This window comes from Roseibium album, from assembly GCF_965233825.1.
GTDB lineage: Bacteria > Pseudomonadota > Alphaproteobacteria > Rhizobiales > Stappiaceae > Roseibium > Roseibium album.
In genome coordinates this window covers 4,772,274-4,794,113 of the sequence record NZ_OZ247583.1, presented here as the reverse complement: position 1 = coordinate 4,794,113, position 21,840 = coordinate 4,772,274, and the positions used below count along the sequence as shown (strand labels likewise).

Sequence of the window (21,840 nt, the reverse complement as noted above, 5' to 3'; positions counted from 1 at the left end):
TCGGACCCCTTCATGGATCTACTAGTTTCTGCTTATTCCCTCGTTGTCGGCACGATCGTTCCCTTCCTGTTCGTTTTGACAATTGTGGTTTTTTTCCATGAGCTTGGGCATTTCGCGGTTGCACGCTGGTGCAACGTGAAGGTTGATGCATTTGCAGTGGGGTTCGGCAAGGAAATTTTCGGGTGGTATGACAAGAAGGGTACGCGCTGGAAACTATGCATGATCCCCTTGGGCGGGTACGTGAAATTTGCCGGTGACGAAAATGCGGCCAGTGTCCCCAGTCGGGAACTCATTGCAAGCATGAGTGAGGAAGAGAGAAAAACGGCTTTCATCGCGAAAGCTGTCTGGCAGCGGGCAGCAATTGTTGCTGCCGGCCCGATTGCCAATTTTCTGCTTGCCATCGTAATTTTTGCAGCTCTGTTTGCATCCGCGGGTAAACAGGGTCTTGTTCCTGTCGTCGACGAGGTCTTTCCGGACGGCGCTGCAGAGCGCGGCGGTATTCATGCCGGAGATATCGTCAAAGAAATCGACGGGCGAGAGATCCACACTTTCGGAGAACTGCGGCAGATCGTTCTGATGAACGCGAACAATCCGCTTGTTTTCGAAGTGGACCGTGGCGGAAAGCTCGTGAGCTTGACGGTAACGCCCGATGCCAAGGAAAAGGAAGTCTTCTTCGGTGAACGGCAGATGGCAGGTGACATCGGTTTGCGTGGCAATGCCGATCCCGAGAACATCATTCATATCAAGTATGGTCCGATCGGGGCTCTCGGCGAAGGCGTCAAGGAAACCTACCGGATAATGGACGGCACAGTCAGTTACATCTGGGGTGTTATCACTCAGCGTCAGTCAGCCGACCAGCTCGGAGGACCGATCCGGGTGGCGGAGATTTCGGGAAAAGTTGCGGACCACGGAATTATTCCGCTGATTTCGCTTGCAGCGGTCCTGTCGGTCAGTATCGGACTTATAAATCTGGCCCCGATACCAATTCTTGATGGCGGGCACCTGGTCTTTTTTGCCGCTGAAGCCTTGCGTGGCAAGCCGCTCAGTGAGCGCGTTCAGGATGTCGGATTCAGGATCGGATTGGGCTTGGTACTTATGCTGATGGTTTTTGTAACCTGGAGGGATATTTTGCGTCTCGTATCAAACGATTCCTAGCAGCCGTGACATTGACGCAACGTCTTCAGACTAAATCGCTTTCGGCCTCGAACGGCTGTTGCGTTATCGGCAAAAACCTATAAAACGATCGTCGGTTCCGAGAATCCGCTGGGGTGAGCGCGATTTCTTGGATGGGGTACTAAAAAAAGGCATAGCGCAATAATGCAGCGATTGCAGAAACTTACACGGGCCGTGTTTCTTGCGGCAGCCGTATTTTCAATCGGGTCGGTTCTGCCTCAGTTTGTGGGGCAACTATCTTTTGTAAATGTTGCAGAAGCAGCCGTCGCCAGAAGCATTCAGGTGCAAGGCAATACCCGTATCGAGGATGAGACAGTCATCAGTTACATGACGATTGTCCCGGGGCGCTCTTACAGTGCGTTCGACATTGATGAGTCTCTGAAAGCCCTCTACGCGACGGGTTTGTTTGCCACGGTTGATATCACCCCGCGTGGCAGCACTGTCATTGTGACGGTTTCCGAAAACCCGATTATCAACCGGGTTTCCTTTGAGGGTAACCGGAAAATCAAGGACAATGCGCTCGAAACGGCAATCCGTTCTCAGCCGAGGTCAACACTTTCACGTGCCAAGGTTCAGGCAGACGTCCAGAATATTCTAGAATCCTACCGTCGCTCCGGTCGCTTTGGTGCGTCCGTTGAGCCGCAGATCATTGATCGCGGACAGAATCGTGTCGATCTGGTGTTCGAGATCAACGAAGGGTCCAAAACCGGCGTCGAGCGTATCAGTTTCATCGGAAACAGCGCGTTCAGCGATGGTCGTCTTCGTGACGTGATCCGCACACGCGAAAGCGGCCTGTTGAGCTTCCTTCGCAGCACCGATACCTACGACCCTGATCGTCTGGCTGCCGATGAGGAGCTGCTGAGGCAGTACTACAACAAAAAAGGCTATGCCGATTTCCGTATTGTTTCCGTGAGCGCCGATCTCGATCGTGAGCAGAATATTTTCTACGTCACGTTTACAGTCGACGAGGGCGAAAAGTACAAGATCGGTGAAGTGGAACTCGTTTCGACGATTGCCGAGGTGGATCCGGAAGATCTGCGCAAACTGGTACGGACGCGTAGCGGACAGACCTTCAACTCCCTGCGTGTCGAGCAGTCCGTTGAAGACATTACGCTGCGCGTGTCGGAAGAGGGGTATGCGTTCGCAAGGGTTCGTCCTCGTGGTGCACGCAACTATGACGACAATACAATTTCGTTGATCTATTACATCGAGGAAGGGCCACGGGCCTATATCGAGCGTATCAACATCATCGGCAACGACCGGACGCGTGAATACGTCATTCGTCGCGAATTTGATATTGTCGAAGGCGACGCCTTCAATCGTGCACTGGTTGACAAGGCAGAACGCAGACTTCGCAATCTCGGATTTTTCGAAAACATCTCGATCACGACGCAGCAGGGCAGTGCGCCGGACCGCGTTGTCGTCAACGTGCGGGTGGAAGAGAAGCCGACCGGTGAAATCTCGTTCGGTGTTGGGTATTCGACCGTTGACGGTATTATCGGTGACGTGTCGCTCACCGAAAAGAACTTCCTCGGCCGGGGGCAGTTCGTGAAGCTTTCCATCGGTGGAGGCACGGACACGCAGTCCTACGAATTCCGCTTCGTTGAGCCTTTCTTCATGGGGCGCCGCGTTGCACTGGATCTTGATGTCTATAGAAGAGTCGACGATGCGAACGACTATCGATCGTTTGACCAGAAAAGAACCGGCGGTGGGTTTGGCTTTACCTTGCCGCTGCGCGAAGAAGAACTTTCGCTTCGTTTGTTCTATAGCATCTTCCAGGAAGAGAACTCCGATCCGGATAACCAGTCTACGAGCATCAACAACTGTAACACGTCAAATCTGTCTCTCGCCGTCTGTGACTCGCTTGGTACCTATCTGACGTCGCTTGTCGGCTACGATCTGCGCTACAATACGCTCGACCGCAACATCGATCCCTCCGACGGCATATTTGCCTCATTCGGTCAGGAATTTGCAGGTGTTGGTGGCGACAGCTATTACATCAAAACAGAAGCCCAGGCCCGCGCTTACAAGGAAATCCTTGCTGATTATGGGCTCGTCGGCAGCCTGCAGCTTCGCGGTGGTAACATCATGGCCATCGGCGACGAGCGTCTGCGCGTGTCGGAACAGTTCATGCTTGGTGGTAACCTGGTCCGTGGTTTTGAGAACCAGGGCATCGGGCCGCGGGATGCCTCAACAGATGATGCAATCGGCGGCAGGTTCTACTTTGCAGCAACCGCCGAGGGAACCTTCCCGTTCCCGGTCCTACCGAAGGAATTCGGTTTGAGCGGAGCCGTGTTTGCTGATGCAGGTTCTCTCTGGAACGCCGACAGCGATCTGGTGGGTCTCGTTGAAAACAACGGTGGCACGATCGACTCTGACGATTTCTCCGTCAGGGCATCCGTAGGTGCCGGTATTCGTTGGAGATCGCCATTCGGTCCAATCCGCGCGGACTTTGCATATCCGCTCGTAAAGGAAGACTCAGACAAGACGCAGTTGTTCCGATTGAGCGGCGGTACCCGCTTCTAAACTGCGGTCTTTTACGGTAGAAAACGGCCGCCGGGTCTCTACGGCGGCCTTTTTTGTTGGCTGGTAACAAGGATGACATCATGTCCGAGCCGAGGTTTTTTGAACTACCAGCTTCCGTTTCCCTGAAAACGGTCGCCGCCTGGGCGGATGCGGAGATTTATCGGGGAGATGAATCGCTCGAGATTTCGGAAGTTGCGCCGCTGGAAGATGCCGGTGCCGGGGCCTTGGTGTTCTTCGATAACACGGCCTACCTGAACCAGCTCGAAGCAACAGGTGCCGCAGCCTGTTTAGTCGGAAAGCGGCACAGGGAGAAAGTCCCGGAAGGTGTCGCCGTTTTGGTCTGCTCGGAAGCCTACCGATCCTGGGCCATGGTTCTGGCACATCTGTACCCGGCTGCCATGACGCCCAAGGATCCCTTGATATCAGGTGTTTCCGAACGTGCAGTTGTTGATCCTGCCGCAATTCTTGAAGAAAATGTCACCGTTGAACCGGGTGCTGTCATAGGTGCCGATGTTGAAATCGGGTCGGGCACCGTAATTCGGGCGAACGCTGTTATCGGGCGGGGTGTCAAGATCGGCCGCGACTGTGTCATCGGGGCGAATTGCACGGTCCAGCACACCGTTTTGGGAAACCGTGTCTGTCTCCATCCCGGTGTTTGCAGCGGTCAGGATGGCTTCGGTTACGCGATGGGACCACAGGGACACCTGAAAGTTCCTCAGGTCGGACGCGTTATCATACAAGACGATGTTGAAATCGGTGCGAATACCACGATCGACCGCGGAGCCAATCGGGACACCGTGATTGGCGAGGGAACGAAGATCGACAACCAGGTACAGATTGGTCACAACGTGGTTGTCGGGCGCCATTGCGTTCTCGTCTCTCAAGTGGGGCTGTCCGGGAGTTGCACGCTGGAAGACTTCGTCGCCATTGGCGGCAAAACCGGTGTTCGTGGGCACATAACAATCGGGATGGGTGCTCAGGTGGCCGCTGTAAGTGTTGTAAACGACGATCTGGCAGCCGGCGGCCGCTACGGCGGGACTCCCGCAAAACCGGTCAAACAGTGGTTCAGGGAAGTCGCGGCTGTTAGAAAACTTGCAGAACGCGGCGACGAGTCGTAAACGGGCCGATGAAATAGAACTTTACGGAGTCAATCCGCCAAGGGGCACTTCATGGAAGACGCAGAAAAACAGACGCTTGCCAGTGCAGACATCATGACAATCATGAAGCTTCTGCCACACCGGTATCCTTTCCTGCTTATCGACAAGATCATCGAGATGGATGGGGATAACAGTTGCATTGGAATAAAAAACGTCACAATCAACGAACCGCATTTCACCGGTCACTTTCCTGAAAGACCCGTATTTCCAGGCGTGTTGCTGATCGAGGCGATGGCACAGACGGCGGGAGCGCTTTGCGTCCATGCCAGGGGTGCCGACGCTCCTCCGCAACTGGTGTATTTTCTGACTATCGACAAAGCAAAATTTCGCAAACCTGTAGAGCCGGGTGATCAGGTTTATTTTCACGTCAAGAAAATCAAGCAACGCTCCAATATCTGGAAGTTCGACGCCGTCGCCCAGGTGAACGGAACAAAGGTTGCAGAAGCAGAAGTCAGCGCCATGCTGGTAGATGCGTGAGGACAAATGACAGATATACATCCAACGGCCATCGTTGAAGACGGGGCCGTGATCGGCGAGGGTGCTCGCATCGGTCCATATTCAATTGTCGGACCGAACGTCAAACTTGCGGATGGCGTAATTCTTGAAGCTCATGTTGCCGTTGCCGGTCACACAAGCATCGGATCGAATACCCATATTTTTCCATTCGCGAGTATTGGACACAAGCCACAGGATCTGAAGTACTCCGGTGAAGTGACGAGACTTGAAGTCGGGTCGAGCAACCAGATCCGGGAACATGTGACAATGAGCCCGGGCACTGAAGGCGGCGGTGGCGTGACAACAGTCGGCGACAATTGCCTGTTCATGATGGGCTCCCATGTCGGGCACGACTGTCAGGTCGGCAATCATGCCATTCTCGCAAACAATGCTACCTTGGCTGGGCATGTTGAACTGGACGATTTTGTCATTCTGGGCGGGCTGAGTGCGGTCCGCCAATGGTCGCGCATCGGCACGGGCGCAATTGTCGGCGGCATGACGGGGGTTGAATTCGACGTCATTCCCTATGGTTCGGTGATTGGTGACAGAGCACGGCTTGCCGGCCTCAATCTGGTGGGCCTGAAGCGCAAAGGCCTGCCCCGCGATCAGATACATGCGCTCCGCGCAGCCTATCGAGCGCTGTTTGAGAGCGATGAAGGCACGCTTCGCAGCAGAGCGGAAACACTTGCCGCCGAGAGTTCAGATCAGCCCCTTGTCAAAACGGTGACGGATTTTATCCTGGAAAAGGAAGATCGGCGGTTCTGTACACCGCGTACTGAAGACTGATGCGATGGCCAACCCGGTCGAAGAACAGATTGGACGCCTTGCCCTGATTGCGGGAAACGGCAGTTTGCCTGGACAAATCGCTGACGCTCTCGCAAGTGATGGGCGGGAATTTGAAGTTGTGGCGATAAAAGGCGAGGCGGACGCCGCGACAAGACATATGGCAGGGGTCATACTTGGCTGGGGTGAAGTCGGACGCCTTTACAACTTTCTGAAGAACAACGGGTGTGATGACGTGCTGCTGATTGGTGGCGTGACACGCAGACCCGACTTTACCTCGATATTCGGAGACTTTGGTACGTTCAGGCGCTTGCCGTCGATTTTTCGCGCACTCACTGGCGGGGACGACAGTCTGTTGACCAAGGTCATTCGTCTTTTTGAAAAGGAAGGGTTTCGTGTCGTGGGTATCAAGGACGTTGTGCCGCAGCTATTGGCATCGAGCGGGGTCCTCGGAAATGTCCAACCGAAATCGAAAGATTGGCACGACCTTGAACTTGCCCTCAAGGCGACCGAAAAACTAGGCGAACTGGATATCGGACAAGCGGCAGTTGCCGTTGGTGGACGGGTCATTGCGCTCGAAGGTGCTGAAGGCACAGATGCAATGCTTGTGCGGTGTGCGGACTTGAAGAACAGCGGCCGGGTAAGAAACAAGGGCCGTTCGGGGGTTCTCGTAAAAACAGCAAAGCCTGGTCAGGATTTGCGTGTTGATCTGCCGACTATAGGACCAAAAACGATCGAGCTTGCCGTGTCGGCAGGGCTTTGCGGAATTGCCGTCGAGGCGTATGGCGCTCTGATTTCCAACAAGGAAGAAACGTTGAAAAAAGCCGATTCCGAAGGGTTGTTCCTGATCGGGATTGACGGTTCCAGTGAAGCCGAAGAGGCAGGCAAGTGAGCGTCAGCTTACCGACAATCTGCCTGGTTGCCGGAGAGGAGTCGGGAGATCAACTCGGATCCGAGCTGATGAGGGCTTTGAACGGGAGGCTGGACGGCAGCGCACGGTATTGCGGCGTTGGCGGTGAACGCATGCTGAGGCTCGGGTTGACAAGCTTCTTCAACATGTCGGACGTGTCGGTCATGGGGATCAGCGCGGTGCTGGCACGCTTGCCCTTGATCGTCCGGCGCGTGTACCAGACGGTTGATGCAATTGTTGCCTCCAATCCCTCCGTGCTGGTGATAATCGATAGCCCGGACTTTACTCACAGTGTTGCCAGGCGGGTCAGAAAACGCGCTCCGCACATTCCCATCGTCGGATATGTTTCTCCGTCCGTCTGGGCCTGGCGGCCGGGCAGGGCAAAGAAAATGAGCGCTTATGTAGACGAGTTACTCGCTCTTTTGCCATTTGAACCCGGTGAACACAGGAAACTCGGTGGCCCTCCCACTCACTATGTCGGTCATCCTCTGAGCGAAAATATTGCTGATCTTCGACCATCAGGTGAGGAACGAACAGCGTTGAGCGCAGGCAAGAGCGTTCTGGTCGTGTTGCCGGGCAGTCGGCGCAGCGAAGTTGACCGATTGCTGGGCGTATTTGGTGAGACTGTTGCGCTTGTGAAGAGGGACGTTCCGGGGCTCGAAGTGTTGCTTCCAGCGGTCGGACATCTTGAGAGCAGGATCCGGGACGGTGTCGCCGACTGGCAATGCAAGCCTGAGATCGTGACAGGTCCGCAGGCAAAACAGGCCGCTTTCCGAAGGGCGCATGCCGGACTTGCGGCGTCCGGAACTGTCTCGCTTGAACTGGCACTGTCTGGCGTGCCGATGGTCGTGGCCTACAAGGTCGATTGGTTTTTCCGCAGGCTCAAGGAACTCAATCGTGTTTTCAAGCTGGCCAAAGTGGATAATTTCGTGCTGCCGAATATCATCCTTGGAAAGAAGGCAATTCCACAATTTCTTGACGAAGAGGTCGTGCCGGCCGTTCTTGCCGGCCATCTGAAAGAATTGCTGCAAGACGGCCCTGAGCGCAATTTGCAGCTGGCGGAACTTTCGCGCCTGGATGATCTCATGCGGCTGCCGGATGGGCACAGTCAAAGCGACACAGCTGCTGAGATCGTCATTCGCACAATGAGAACTTGAGAGCAGACACGGTTCAGTTTCCGGTTCTGCACGAGCGGCAGCGGCGCAGCAAAATTGCGCGAAAACCAATCAATGCAATGGATGCCTGCCTCCACCAACCCGGTTCCCGACCGGCAGGGCGCGTATCTCGGTTCTACCGGTCTTCGACCAGGTAGATCGCAGCGCGGTTGAATGGATCAGGGAACGGCTCTGGCTGACGTTTTCCGGATCTACGGGTTTTTCATGGCTCGACCGGCCAAACAGGCTCTCCCGTGAAACCGGAAAACGACATCTGACAATATTTTTCTTTCGGCTGGTTCATGGCTGAACGATCGCGTTTTGTGCCGAAACCGGTCTTCTCAAGCGTTTGCGACATTGTCCAGAAAATGCCCGACTTCCTGGTTCAGCACTTCAGTTTTTTGGGCCAGTTCCGAGGAAGCACTCAGCACCAGGCTCGCGGACTGACTTGTCTGAGATACGGCCTGTGAAAGATCAGACATGTTGGTTTTCACAGAGCCGGTTCCTTCGGCGGCGCGTTGAACATTCACTGAAATCTCATTGGTGGCCGCGCCCTGTTGTTCAACGGCTGCAGCAATGGTTGACGTGTATTCGTTGACTTCTTCCATGGTGTCGGTGATTTCCTGGATCGCGGAGACGGCATCATTCGTTGCTCTTTGGATCTCCGAAATCTGTGAACCGATTTCTTCCGTTGCCTTGGACGTTTGGGTCGCAAGCTCCTTGACTTCAGCTGCCACAACGGCAAATCCCTTGCCGGCTTCACCGGCACGGGCAGCTTCGATCGTTGCGTTCAACGCGAGCAGATTTGTTTGTTCTGCAATGGCCTGGATCAGACTGACGACTTCCCCGATTTTCGTTGCAGCACTGGAAAGACTCTGGACCTTTTCGTTGGTCACTTGAGTACCTTCCGTCGCGCGTCCAACGACATGTGTCGTCTGGCTGACCTGCCTGGCGATTTCGGCAATAGACGCAGCCAGTTCTTCCGCCGCGCTCGCAACCGTCTGAACGTTTTGCGTTGCTTCGTCGGTTATACCGAAAGTGCTGTCTGCGAGACTGGAGTTTTGGCTGGCGATCGAATTGAGATCCTGAGCCGTGCCATCAAGGGTGCTTGCGGTTTCACCAACAGAATTGAGGACGGTTGAAGCCTTTTCCCGAAATCCGGTGATGAGCTGCTCGATCGCTGCCTGGCGCTGTTCGCGAATTTGCTGTTCGTGCTCCGTGTCCGACTGCAGTTGGACACGCTCAACAGCGTTGTCCCGGAATACCTGCAGGGTGCGGCTCATGTCACCGATTTCGTCGCCTCGGGTCGTACCCTCGATATCAACTTCGGTATCACCGTCTGCAAGCAGGGACATGGTTTGAGTTGTCCGTCTCAGCGGCCTTGTGACAGCGAAATTGAGCGCAAATGCGAGGCCTGCTCCGGCTGCGATTGCTGCGAGGAGAGCAATGCTTATGACACTCAATGCACTTGTGCTGGAGGCTTGTGCTGCTGCGCTTTGGCCGGCCGAGATGGCTGAAATCCGGGCCTGGACCGTTTCGGACAGGTCTTTCATCGCGCTGATTTCAGAGGCGAGCGAAAACTGATTGGCCGCAAGGCCTTCAAACGTCGAACCATAGGTGGTCAGAGCGGAAAGCACATCGGGGACTTTCTCGACGATTGCCGGGAAATCCTTCGCACTTTCTTCAAGACGCGTCGTCAGGTCGTTCAAACTCGAAAGACCCGTCAACACTGCATTTTGCGTGTCTTCATCAGGTGATACCATGAAATAGAAGATCGCAGCCTTGACCGCGTTCGCATCCGCTTCGAGCTGCATCACGGTGCCGGACACGTTGTCCGCGGCATAGAAATTCTGATTGATTTCCTCTGCCTGCTTGTTGACTCTATCGATCGCAACCGCCGTATCCGTCTGGATTTTCTTTACGTTGGCAACCAATTCATCGAAACCAAGTTTTGCGCTGTCAGTGAGGTCGAAGATTGCGATGTAGTCCTTCGTCGTCGACAATTTGTCGAGAATTGCGACAACTTCTTCCGTCTTTGCAGCGAGATTTTTGAAATCCTCCCTATCGATGCCGTCGAAGCTGTTTCCCGCCATAGCCATTGCTGAAGGCGACAATGCCTGCAACCGGGCCTTTACCTCGGCGATCTGCGCGGCATTGTTTGCAGCGGCGGCAAAAAGGTTTTGCAGGGTCAAAACTTCTTCCTGAAAACTCGCTGCCGCCTGACCAACCTTGTTGGCGCCAACCATCGTTTTGCGCGCATTTGTATCGTCAGAACTGATACCAATCCGGGCAATGATCGCCTTGCCGAGAATATCCCCTGCAGCTGCTTCAAATCCGGTCACGGCTTCTTCCAGCTGTGCTCTTTTTTCAGCTTGCGACTGGGTGAGGGCAACGACGTTCTCGAAGATCTTGCGGAAGTCCGTTACTGCGGTAGCAGCTTCCGCAACCTGAATTTTTGCGGTGTCTTCACTTTTCAAACGTTCTTCAAGGACTGCCAGTTCCTGTCCAAGCGTGTCGATGTCAACAAGTGCGGCATCTGCGGCTTCAACATTTCGGGACGCGAGGAAGCTTTCGCGCTTACCGGCAAGGTTTTGCAGTTGCGCAATTGCGGATGTTGACTGTTTTGAAATTTCCATTCTCTCCGACAGGGTCATGACACTGTAGGCACCGACGCCGCCGACGATCCCCGTGAGAGCAACCACGGCAGCAAAACTTCCGCCAACTTTCACGCCGAATTTGAGATCGGTTGCAAATTTCAGAAACTTCATGTCATCCCCTCGAAGCCCCAGACGCCGAAACGTCAAATAATCTGTTCAGAGGATAAGCAATGATTCCTTATTATTTAGTGTAATTCAAAAATCTGTTTGAAAAAAAACGGTTTATTACTTATGTAAATATCAAATCACTTATTTTTACATGAAAAATGGAGTATAAAAACGAATAATACATATTCATGGTGAAGGGTGTTGGTGATTTTTTTGGCGTTGTTTTTCATTCGAAAATGAATATTCAATAGCACTCTATGGTTGCCATCATGAAAATTTCAGCTCTATTAACTTAAGGCGTTTGGAGGAATATTATTCCTTTTCCAACTATTTTTCCTTTGCGTAAATAAAAATGCTCCCGAAGTTCGGGAGCATTTGTCGATTGGCAAAATGAGGAAGATCAAGCGCCCCACACTAGCGGCGTTGGTCGATTGGAGTGTAGTCGCGCTTAGTTGCACCGGTGTAAAGCTGCCGCGGACGACCGATTCGCTGGGACGGATCTTCAACCATTTCTTTCCATTGTGCGATCCAGCCAACAGTACGCGCCAGGGCAAACAGAACAGTGAACATGGTTGTCGGGAAGCCGAGCGCTCTCAGTGTAATACCGGAATAGAAATCGATATTCGGATACAGCTTCTTTTCGATGAAATATTCATCGTTGAGCGCGATCTTTTCCAGTTCAATGGCTACGTCAAGAAGCGGATCGTCCTTGATACCCAATTCTCCGAGAACCTCATGCGTTGTTTTCTGCATGATACGGGCGCGTGGGTCATAGTTCTTGTAAACCCGGTGGCCGAAACCCATCAAACGGAAGGGATCGTCCTTGTCCTTTGCGCGTTCGACATACTCGGGAATATTGTCCACGGACCCGATTTCAGAGAGCATGTTGAGAGCAGCCTCGTTGGCGCCCCCGTGTGCCGGACCCCAGAGGCAGGCGATTCCGGCGGCGATACAGGCAAAAGGATTGGCACCAGAAGACCCTGCAAGGCGAACCGTCGACGTTGACGCGTTCTGTTCATGATCGGCATGAAGGATGAAGATACGATCCATAGCGCGTGCCAGAACCGGGTTGACCTTGTATTCCTCACATGGAACCGCAAAGCACATGTGCAGGAAGTTCGCAGCGTAGCCCAGGTCGTTGCGCGGATACACGAACGGTTGGCCAACATGATATTTGTAGGCCATTGCCGCAATGGTCGGCATTTTCGCGATCATGCGCAGCGACGCGACCATGCGCTGGTGCGGGTCGGCGATGTCGGTTGAATCGTGATAAAATGCGGACAATGCGCCTACTGTTCCGACCATGATCGCCATTGGGTGGGCGTCGCGGCGGAAGCCGGAGAAAAAGCGATTCATCTGCTCATGAATCATCGTGTGGTAAGTCACGCGACTGACAAAATCGTCTTTTTGAACTTTCGTCGGCAATTCGCCGTAAAGCAGCAAATAGCAGGATTCCAGGAAGTCCCCGTGGTCCGCCAGTTGTTCAATAGGGTAACCACGGTAGAGAAGCGTGCCTTCATCACCATCGATATAGGTGATCTTGGACTCACAGGATGCAGTTGAAGTAAATCCCGGGTCATACGTGAACATGTCGGTGTCCTTGTACAAGGACGATATGTTCACGACTGACGGTCCGATGGACCCGTCAAGAACGTCGAAGTCGTGGGCGGCGCCACGGACGTTGAGCTTGGCGTTGTTGTCGGCCATACAGAAACCCCTTTGCGTTATCCTGGTGTCCCGTCAGATTTGGACCTCGCAATTTCCACCAGCGAGTTCGTTGCCGGACGGCACTTGAGAAATTTTCGGGTCTTGCGTAGCCCATTTACTGCACTGCCGCAAGCTGACCCTTATAACGCTTTGGTCAAAGGCGGACTTGCCCGGTTGCCAGACCGGGCTCGACTTCAATCCTACGAGGAATGCTGCAACCCGCCTGAAAAGTCTCAAGCGGACTGGTCTTCTAAGCGTTTGAGAGATTCTTCTCTGCCAAGCGCAATGAGAACGTCATAAATTCCGGGTGATGTTCCCCGCCCGGTCAGCGCGGCACGCAGTGGCTGTGCAACTTTTCCAAGCTTCAGTTCTCTTTCCTCTGCATAGGACTTTACCGATGCCTCCAACGTCTCCGAGCCCCAGTTCGGCGCCGTGGAAAGAACGTTGTGCAGTTCCTTGAGAATTGTCCGGGCTTCCTCATTGAGGATCTTTTGTGCCTTCTCGTCCGTGTCCAATGGTCGCTGCCGCCAAAGGTAAGACGCGCTTTCCGTCAGTTCCACGAGTGTTTTTGCCCGCTCCTTGAGGCCGGGTAGCGCCGTCAGAGCCGTTTGCTCATTGTCACTTTGCGATAGCCAGAAGAGCGCAGCGTCGCCGCCATCTGCGTGTTGAAGATAAATCTTCCAGTGCCCGAGCAATTCTGCGTCCCCGGTGGCGCGCATGTAATGGCCGTTGAGATTTTCAAGCTTCTTGAAGTCGAAGCGGGCCGCGGATTGCCCGACTGCATCCATTCCGAACCAGGCGATCATGTCCTCAAGTGAAATGATTTCATCATCGCCATGGCTCCAGCCAAGGCGGGCCAGATAGTTCCGCATGGCTTGAGGAAGATACCCCAGCGTTCGGTAAGCTTCTGCGCCGGTTGCGCCATGACGTTTTGACAGTTTTGCGCCGTCCGGTCCGTGTATCAGCGGAATATGCGCCATTTCAGGCACGTTCCATCCGAGGGCTTTGAAAATGAGTGTCTGTCTTGCCGCGTTGGTCAGGTGGTCGACACCGCGAATGATGTGTGTGACACCCATGTCATGGTCGTCGACGACGACCGCCAGCATATAGGTTGGGGTTCCATCCGAACGCAGGAGAATCAAATCGTCGAGATCCTTGTTCGGAATGACAACGCGGCCCTGGACCATGTCGTTGATGACCGTTTCACCCTCCTGGGGCGTCTTGAGCCGGACAACAGGATTGACGCCATCTGGTGCCAGGGAAGGGTCACGATCTCTCCAGGTGCCGTCATAGCGTGGCGGTCGTCCTTCAGCGCGCGCTTTCTCACGCATCGCCTCAATCTCTTCCGGCGTGCTGTAACACTTGTAGGCGGTGCCGGAGGACAGCATTTGCTCGACGGCTTCCTGGTGTCTGCCGACACGGGAAAACTGGGAAATGGGGTCTCCCTCCCAATCGAGGCCAAGCCAGGATAGCCCGTCAATCAGTGCATCAACTGCCTCAGGAGTGGAGCGCGCGCGGTCAGTGTCTTCAATGCGCAGCAGCATTTTTCCGTTATTGTGTTTTGCAAACAGCCAGTTGAACAATGCTGTGCGGGCTCCGCCAATGTGCAGGAAACCTGTCGGGGAAGGAGCGAAGCGCGTGACGATCTCTTGTGTCATGGTGATTTTTTTGGAAGTCTCATTATGAATGGGAGCGCCTGCTGCGCCAAGTGTGTGGCGCGGTCTTAACACAGGCGCGGTCGGGGCTAAATAGTGTCTCGTTCGTTTCTTGTGTCAGCACGGGAAGAGCTGCGACTTGAGGATCGGTAACGATCGACCGCAAAAGAATGAAAATCGCCTGCCTGCGGTTACCTATGACGATTCCCAATTTGAAATAGAAACTGACCGCGGCAGCGGAAGTGATCGGCGAAGGACGCCCCGGAAGTCTGTGTGGCGTTTCTTTTCGAATTTCAACAAACAGCAGTCGGATTTGTTTACGGTCAGTCACTGGGAAAATCAGGCGCTGCTTTGGATCTGCTTTTCGTTTGCTGCCGGGATTGCAGGTTACGTTTTGCTGCCGGTGGAACCTTTCTGGCCTTTTCTTGTGCTTACGCTTCTGGTGTGCGTGCTGTTTTCGGTCTGGCGAGGATACCGCGACAGACTAAATCCGCTGATCCTTCTGGGCGTTGCCTTCTGGGCCGGGCTTACCTGCGCTACTCTTCGAACAGCCTATGTCAGCGCTCCGCGTCTTGGCGAAGAAATGAACGTTTCCCTGACCGGCCGTGTCCTTGAACGATTGGAGCGAGCCAACAGTGTCCGATTGGTTCTCGCCGTTGAAACGATCAATGATCGCCCGATTGAGGATATTGTCTTTCCGGCGAAAGTGCGTGTCAGCGTTCCTGCTGCAACGCTGGCAAATTCCGGAAACAGAGTGCGATTACGCGCACGTCTTTTCCCGCCGTCAGGTCCAGTCCTGCCTGGCGGGTATGATTTTTCCTTTCGTGCGTTCTTTTTGCAGATTGGCGCTACCGGGTTCAGTTTTGGAGCGCCGCAGTTGCTTTCAGATGGCGAAATGCCTGTCTGGCAAAAGGCCGATGTTCTGATTCAGGTCTTACGTCAACGGATTGCTGACAGGATAGCGACACATCTGCCCGCAGACCAGGAGACTGCTCTTGTTGTTGCCCTGCTTGTGGGAGACCGCAGCGGGATTGACGAGACCCAGGAGGAAAACCTGCGAGCGGCGGGCTTGGCCCATATCCTGGCGATATCTGGACTTCACATGGCGCTGTTCGCCGGTGGTGCATATGCCGCTGTTCTGTTTCTTCTTGCTCTTCTGCCGCCGTTGACCCTGCGTTGGCCAATTCACAAGTTTGCAGCCGTTGCAGCTCTTCTGGCGGCTATTTTCTATCTGGCCGTATCAGGTGCTTCTGTCGCGACACAGCGCTCGTTCCTGATGATCACGCTTGTGTTTCTGGGGATCCTCGTCGGACGCAGGGGGTTAACTCTGCGTAGCGTCGCGCTTGCCGGTTTGCTGTTGCTGCTGCTTGCCCCGGAGAGACTGTTTTCCCCCGGTTTCCAGATGTCTTTTGCCGCGGTCATTTGCCTCGTAGCTGTTTACGAAACGTGGCGCGATCGCCGCGAGCCTTTTGCCGGGAAAAACCGGCGTCAGCAAAACCTGCCAGGCCGTGTCGGGTCCACCATTTCAAACTGGATGGCCGGCCTCGTCATCACCGCGCTTGTTGCCGGCCTGGCAACAGGCATCATCGCCGCATATCATTTTGGCCGGGTAGCGCCTCTCGGCATGCTGGGCAATCTTCTCGGCATGCCGGTATTCACTTTGCTGGTGATGCCGATGGGTGTTCTCGCAATGATAATGATGCCTTTCGGCCTGGCATCCCTTCCTCTTGCGGCCATGTCCCTGGGGATCACTCTCTTGCTCAAGATCGCGGCCTTCGTTGCCGAACTTGACGGAGGCGCCGGCGCAATCGGACGCTTGACTGCATTCGAGGCGTTTGCCTTTTCGATCGCACTTTTTGCCTGTCTGCTACTGCGGGGATGGTGGCGATCATGCGCATTGGTACCGTTCACAGTCGGGTTGATTCTGGTTCTGTTTTCTCAGCCCCCTGATGTTCAAATTGCTGCCACCGGAACAAGGATATCGGCGAGGGACATCAACGGAGATCTGAATTGGCTCGGCGGAAGGCGAACGTTCCTGGTTGATGTCTGGTATCAGACCGAAGGTGTTCCAGCGCACGAAATCATGTCGCACAAGATGAAATCGCCCCAAAAGACATGCGATCCGGATGGGTGTGTCATCAAGGCATATACAGCTGTAGGCGGAGACGAGGAGCTGGAAAGTCCTCCCGCACCGCTTCTGATAGCAATGCCCAAATCGCAGAAAGCACTTGCGCTGGATTGCAGGTATGCCGATCTGATCGTAAGCGATCTAATCGTGCCAGCGACATGCGGGGCAAGGCTGGTTATCGACGGCGGCACAAGGCAGGGCAGGGGTGCAGTCTCGCTCTGGTTGAGCGCGGAGGTTCTCCCCGAGATCAATTCCTCTCCAGATACTCCAGCCACTTATGATGACACCGAGATTGCCAACGCAATCCACGTCACCAAGATTCGATATGCAATCGCTGCAGCGCCACGACCATGGCACGAGCGAGGGGGTGTGACGCGCGCCGAATTGCAATGACGACGTGCAACCCTGCACGCCACCGCACTGCGATCCAGTTTTAGAATGCCGTTTCCGGCTTCAACGAGAGCCGATGTGACCGGACAGGGGTGTCAATACTGACGAAACAGCGCAACCAGGCGACCTTGCACGCGAACTCTACCAGGTCCGAAAATACGGGTTTCGTATGCGGGATTGGCTGCTTCAAGAGCGATCGAGGCACCTTTCTTGCGCAACCGCTTCAAAGTGGCTTCTTCTTCGTCGACCAGCGCCACAACAATGTCACCACTGTCGGCACTGTCCGTTCGCCTGATGAGCACGGTGTCGCCGTCTAGAATACCCGCCTCGATCATGGAATCACCGCGCACTTCCAATGCGTAGTGTTCCCCTTTTCCAAGGAGTTCCTGAGGGACAGTAATCGTATGGCTGTGTGTCTGAATGGCCTCGATCGGAACACCGGCCGCAATTCGACCCATAACGGGAATTTCGGTCGCGGCAACTTCGGGGGCAGGCGCGGTGCGCGCCGGCTCGGATTTCCCCAGTGACCCCTCAATAACCTCCGGTGAAAAACTCCCGCGGGGTCTGGGTGTTCCAAGGCCCGGAGCAATCGAGTCCGGCAGCCGAACAACTTCCATCGCCCGCGCCCGGTTCGGTAACCGTCTGATAAAGCCACGCTCTTCAAGTGCAGTGATCAGCCGATGAATTCCGGATTTCGATCGAAGATCCAGTGCGTCCTTCATCTCATCGAAAGAGGGTGGAACACCGGTTTCCTTCAGTCTTTCATGAATGAACATGAGCAGTTCATACTGCTTGCGCGTGAGCATGTCGGCTTCCCCTGACCACAAGAACGGGCTGGTACAAATCAAGAACAATCTACCTGTTCCCATTGTGTTCTGCAAGGGTAAATGTTCTCTTACTGTTCTATTCCGGTCCGACCGTAGCCGACTTGAACTCTCCGGCAACATTTTGCGGCATCGGGTCTTTTGGCACTGGGTCCCAACTTCAGTCTCAATTGGATTCAGGTGTTTTTTGAATGTGTTGCGGACTGTTTTGGTATGCGCGGAAGGTCATTTCGCATTGCCGGGTTTCGGGTGTCGCAACAAATGGGAGAACGAATTTTCTGGTGCCAAATGTTGTCGTCAGGCGACCAAGTTGGACGTGGCGCCAGTCAACTTAACCGAACTCGATTAATTCGATTCAAGTTATTTGTTTTCGTGGATGATTGGTCCGCAGGCAATTCCCGAAAGGCGATTCCCAGCAGATGATTTTCGGGCGTGCCGATGTTTGCATCGTGGTTATTTGCGACAGTCCAATTGAAGTGTCTTCAGGACGGCCTGTTGCAATCGGTTGCAACTCTGCAGGTGTCGAAGCGCCCGTTTTCGCGGAATGTTCGGGGATGTGGACTGGAGGTTCTTGTCGTTCAAGGCAGCTGCACTAATTATCGGTTGCAATTGAATTGCACTGCGACGATTCGTTTGCAGGAATTCGAACTTAATCTGGTATTTGAACTCCCTCAATAACAGGCGAAGCCGAAATTCGAGGAACAGATCGATTGCTGACGTCGACTTCTCGATTAAATACTTGGGAATATCGGTAGCTTCGACAGGGTGGGGTATGTAATTGACCGAAGCAACTCATTCGCAACTCGAATCTGTTGTCGATTTCTATTCGTCGATAAACGAATTGCAAACCCCGTCCGAGCTTTACAGGAAATTGAAACTGATCGCTCAGGAATTTCAGTTTGATCATTACGTTGCACTGAACGTTCCTCAGGTTACCGAGAAATTTATTCGCCCCAGCTTCATTGCATCCAATTGGCCACGGAGCCTGGTTGCCCAATATGATCGTTTGGGTCTGCTGGAAAACAGTCCAATCATCGACGGATTGCGAAGGAAACATACCCCGATCGTGGTGGACCTTGAAGAAGGGGGCGTTCAGCGGCCAATGGACGAGCAAAGTGCCACCATCAGCCTGTTCCTGGAGCATAAAATGCCGCGCCATTTTTACGTTCCTTGTCACGACAAGACCGGAAGGCGAGGAGCGATAGGGTTTTCCGGGACACGTTCAATACCTTCCCCCAGCGAAGGTGCGCTGTTGCACATGATGGGCCTCTACGCGTTTTCCCGCTTGTATGCGCTGATCAGCGAACTTGGAGACAAAACTGTCCTCAGTGCCAGGGAAATGGAGTGCCTGGTGTGGTCTGCAAGGGGCAAAACCTCCGCCGAATGTGCAGTTATCCTGGGTGTTGCCGAATCAACGGTCGCAGGCTACCTCGCATCGCTCAGCAGAAAGCTGCACGCTCAAAACAAAGCTCAGATGATTGCGATTGCGTACGAGTTGGGGCTGATTTCTCATGCAAACATCAATCTGCGATAGTTTGCTGCGATGTGCGCAGGATTGCCGTGACCCCTCTCGAAATTTGCAACCCGATTTGCAGCGCCGGTATTTACTTCGCCCAAACGGAGATATTCAAACAGATGACAAATATATTTTTAGCTAAACTCCTCAGAATTACATTGTAAAAATTTTTCGATTAAACATGATTGATTTCTGATTCTATTTGATGTTTCAGAGAAATCATAAAATATTACTTTTTCGATAGTGTATTTCATTTCTGTGTTCATTTGCGGACACATAGTTTCGTGAACAGTTGGCTGCTGTCTGTGGAGTGATATGTCAGATGCTATCAATCAGGATCAGTGCGATACGTTCCCGTCGGTCGGGCGTCAGCGGATTTGTCTGACCGAGTTGAAGAAGCCAGTTATCTCCGACGATATCGTCTCGACGCTCTGTTCCATCTCCTGTGCGGCTGTCAAAAAGGTGTTGCTTGTATCGTCTGCGGAATCGATCGCCTGAAGGACACCGGAAATGTTTCCTGTAAGAACGTTCGTGCCGTCGGCAACGGTTTGTACGCTTGCTGAGATTTCGCCAGTTGCCGCACCTTGTTCTTCGACCGCGGCAGCAATTGACGCCGTCATTTCGTCGAGTTGTCTAACAACATTGGCGATAGTTCCGATCGAGGAGACCGCGTTTGTTGTGGCGCCCTGAATTTCCGCTACCTGGTGGCTGATTTCTTCGGTTGCCCTGGACGTCTGTGTCGCGAGTTCCTTTACCTCCGCAGCGACGACCGCAAACCCTTTTCCTGCGTCACCGGCTCTTGCAGCCTCAATGGTTGCATTGAGTGCCAACAGATTGGTTTGTTCTGCAATTGCCTGAATAAGCCCAATCACGTCTCCAATTTTCTGGGCAGCCCCGGAGAGACTTTCCACTTCCCCACTTGTGCTCTCGGCATTCGTGCGCGCCTGGTTTGCGATTTGCGAGGCACCGGTCACCTGCTTGGATATCTCCAGTATTGAAGCAGAAAGTTCTTCCGTCGCAGAGGCTACTGTCTGGACGTTGATACCGATTTCCTCCGATATAGCTGTTGCTGATCCGGTTTCGGATTTCGCGGATCCGCAGACCTGCAGGAGCTGCCCCGCGTCCTGAGCGACCGTACCGGCTCTGATGCCGATATTTGCCAAGGGGTCCTCGACCGACGCCTGGAATGTCTCGATGGCATCATCGAGTTCGCGTGTTCTGGTTTCCTGTGCCTCCATGAGAATCGCCTGATAGGTCGAGATGGCCATGTCCAGATCCAGCAGCACGGCTGTCGTTACATGAGACAGCGCGCGGGACAGTTTGCCGGGCGAGAAACGGAACTTCCTGACGATCAGATCCTGTAGCCTGACGAGAACGAATTTGTACCCTGCGATGTACCATCTGGGTTCCAGACCGATCCGGCTATGTACGCGGCCGATCCGGTTGATACTGGCTACATAGTCATCATCAAAGCCTTGTAAAAACAGCTTTTCCCAATGGGCTTTCTGGGCGGTTTCCAGCCTGCCTTGCTGCTCTCCGATCATTGTCGCCAATTCTGAATACTGCAGCAGATGATCGTAGAAATCGGTCAGTATGCAATCAAGGTCATTTTCGATGACCGGCCAAAGAGACTGGAGCCCCAAAATGACAGTTTCGTCCACTTGCGCAAAGCGTAGGCGACAATCAAAAACTTCAACATCCCGCGTCATACTGACAATCCCAATCTTGTGACATACGCCGACTGCAAGCCACACATTTCCAGTTTGAAGCTGGAATGATTTCGATGCTGACGATGATCAGGGAACAATCAGGTCTTTCAGTAAAGAAAAGGTCGTAAGTTTCTTCCTGTTAAAACTTACAATTGCTACGTTGTAATACTTACTCTGATTGGTTGATTCGTATGCGTATGTGCAGTAAGTGGGTAAATTTCATGTGATTGCATTACGTATATTACTTGGCGGACTGCCATTTCAATTTTGCTTGCTTTCAATCAATAGGAGTTCGCAGGTCACAAGTGTCGGAGCTTCGCCTGCCTGCAATTTCCCCTGATGAAGCCGTCCATCCAGGTCAACACAGCGTATCGGGATTGTGCACTTGTTGTCGGCTTGTACTCTGCATGTCGGTTGAAGCAATATTTCTGAAATCAAACCCTTCATGGGCGCTGCGTCCTCAAAAGCCGCTCCGGCGAGACTGCCAAGGCCGAGAACTTCTATGGATCTTGTGTTCAGGTTTTCAGCCAGTTTCAGGATACTCACAGTCAGGTCTTCGAATGGAGCCAACGTTGAAATGAGCGCGTTCGGAACGATTTCCTCTTCGCTACCCTCAACGCCCCTGACCCTGAAAAGCGTAAACTCAGTTTCAGGGTCGGGCGCTGCAACAAAGGCGGCGCCTGTGATGCCGTAGCCGCTGATTTCCGTACTTTTTTTGAGTATCAGACTGTCCGGCAAAAGATGACCGAGGTGACCAACGCCACCATCATTCCAAAAGGCGTGAATATGAGCGAACCAGTCACCTTCCTTTCGTCCGACGATTGCGACTGCTTCTTTCAGTCTCGCACCTTCAGATGATCTGGTATCGCTGTACCAGGCTGCATGTCTGCTATCGACCGCCCGGTCAGGCATCACATATCGAAATGATTCGAGTGACAGTCCGGAAAG

15 protein-coding genes are annotated in these 21,840 nt (G+C 53.6%); 9 read left to right on the top strand and 6 right to left on the bottom strand.

All coding sequences use genetic code 11. From position 1 onward, the window contains the following. The first annotated feature begins 12 nt into the window (after positions 1-12). From rseP to lpxB, 7 genes are all read left to right on the top strand, one after another. Complete coding sequence (gene rseP / locus ACO6TI_RS21855) at positions 13-1,155, top strand: RIP metalloprotease RseP (RefSeq protein WP_055121184.1); 1,143 nt, start codon at positions 13-15, stop codon at positions 1,153-1,155. Between the two features lie 162 nt (positions 1,156-1,317). Then, positions 1,318-3,699 (top strand): outer membrane protein assembly factor BamA, encoded by a 2,382-nt coding sequence (gene bamA, locus ACO6TI_RS21850; protein WP_196880159.1) that lies wholly within the window; start codon positions 1,318-1,320, stop codon positions 3,697-3,699. An 80-nt stretch (positions 3,700-3,779) separates the two neighbouring features. Then, positions 3,780-4,817, top strand: coding sequence for a UDP-3-O-(3-hydroxymyristoyl)glucosamine N-acyltransferase (gene lpxD / locus ACO6TI_RS21845; RefSeq protein ID WP_350184194.1), 1,038 nt, complete (start codon positions 3,780-3,782; stop codon positions 4,815-4,817). A 51-nt stretch (positions 4,818-4,868) separates the two neighbouring features. Then, the gene (fabZ, locus tag ACO6TI_RS21840) at positions 4,869-5,333 is read left to right on the top strand and encodes a 3-hydroxyacyl-ACP dehydratase FabZ (RefSeq protein WP_029063429.1); all 465 of its coding nucleotides are present in this window, start codon (positions 4,869-4,871) and stop codon (positions 5,331-5,333) included. Positions 5,334-5,339: 6 nt separating this feature from the next. Further along, complete coding sequence (lpxA, locus tag ACO6TI_RS21835; RefSeq protein WP_422383376.1) at positions 5,340-6,137, top strand: acyl-ACP--UDP-N-acetylglucosamine O-acyltransferase; 798 nt, start codon at positions 5,340-5,342, stop codon at positions 6,135-6,137. A gap of 4 nt (positions 6,138-6,141) precedes the next feature. Then, entirely contained in the window at positions 6,142-7,026 is an 885-nt protein-coding gene (locus ACO6TI_RS21830; protein ID WP_196880158.1) for a UDP-2,3-diacylglucosamine diphosphatase LpxI domain-containing protein, read from the top strand. Beyond that, positions 7,023-8,201 (top strand): lipid-A-disaccharide synthase, encoded by a 1,179-nt coding sequence (gene lpxB, locus ACO6TI_RS21825; protein ID WP_422383375.1) that lies wholly within the window; start codon positions 7,023-7,025, stop codon positions 8,199-8,201. The genes ACO6TI_RS21830 and lpxB overlap by 4 nt, the downstream gene beginning before the upstream one ends. 338 nt (positions 8,202-8,539) lie before the next feature. Here lpxB and ACO6TI_RS21820 read toward each other — a convergent pair whose 3' ends face one another. The 3 genes from ACO6TI_RS21820 to gltX all read right to left on the bottom strand — a co-directional run bounded on the left by ACO6TI_RS21820 (position 8,540) and on the right by gltX (position 14,328). Next, entirely contained in the window at positions 8,540-10,966 is a 2,427-nt protein-coding gene (locus ACO6TI_RS21820; protein ID WP_422383374.1) for a methyl-accepting chemotaxis protein, read from the bottom strand. Between the two features lie 411 nt (positions 10,967-11,377). After that, positions 11,378-12,670, bottom strand: a complete 1,293-nt coding sequence (gltA, locus tag ACO6TI_RS21815) for a citrate synthase (protein ID WP_055121191.1) — start codon at positions 12,668-12,670, stop codon at positions 11,378-11,380. Positions 12,671-12,903: 233 nt separating this feature from the next. Beyond that, entirely contained in the window at positions 12,904-14,328 is a 1,425-nt protein-coding gene (gltX, locus tag ACO6TI_RS21810) for a glutamate--tRNA ligase (RefSeq protein WP_422383373.1), read from the bottom strand. Positions 14,329-14,638: 310 nt separating this feature from the next. Here gltX and ACO6TI_RS21805 point away from each other — a divergent pair, with 310 nt between their 5' ends. Further along, positions 14,639-16,846 carry a ComEC/Rec2 family competence protein gene (locus ACO6TI_RS21805; RefSeq protein ID WP_422383372.1) on the top strand — a complete coding sequence of 736 codons (2,208 nt, stop codon included), beginning with the start codon at positions 14,639-14,641 and terminating at the stop codon, positions 16,844-16,846. Positions 16,847-16,938: 92 nt separating this feature from the next. Here the strand turns inward: ACO6TI_RS21805 and lexA are convergent, their stop codons facing one another. Next, entirely contained in the window at positions 16,939-17,649 is a 711-nt protein-coding gene (gene lexA, locus ACO6TI_RS21800; protein ID WP_055121194.1) for a transcriptional repressor LexA, read from the bottom strand. A 796-nt stretch (positions 17,650-18,445) separates the two neighbouring features. Here lexA and ACO6TI_RS21795 point away from each other — a divergent pair. Further along, entirely contained in the window at positions 18,446-19,201 is a 756-nt protein-coding gene (locus ACO6TI_RS21795; RefSeq protein WP_196880153.1) for a LuxR family transcriptional regulator, read from the top strand. A gap of 350 nt (positions 19,202-19,551) precedes the next feature. On the opposite strand, the gene ACO6TI_RS21790 is transcribed toward ACO6TI_RS21795, so the two are convergent. Both ACO6TI_RS21790 and ACO6TI_RS21785 read right to left on the bottom strand, forming a co-directional pair. Further along, positions 19,552-20,892 (bottom strand): protoglobin domain-containing protein, encoded by a 1,341-nt coding sequence (locus ACO6TI_RS21790; RefSeq protein WP_422383371.1) that lies wholly within the window; start codon positions 20,890-20,892, stop codon positions 19,552-19,554. 261 nt (positions 20,893-21,153) lie between these two features. Beyond that, positions 21,154-21,804 (bottom strand): hypothetical protein, encoded by a 651-nt coding sequence (locus tag ACO6TI_RS21785; protein ID WP_422383370.1) that lies wholly within the window; start codon positions 21,802-21,804, stop codon positions 21,154-21,156. Positions 21,805-21,840: the final 36 nt, after the last annotated feature.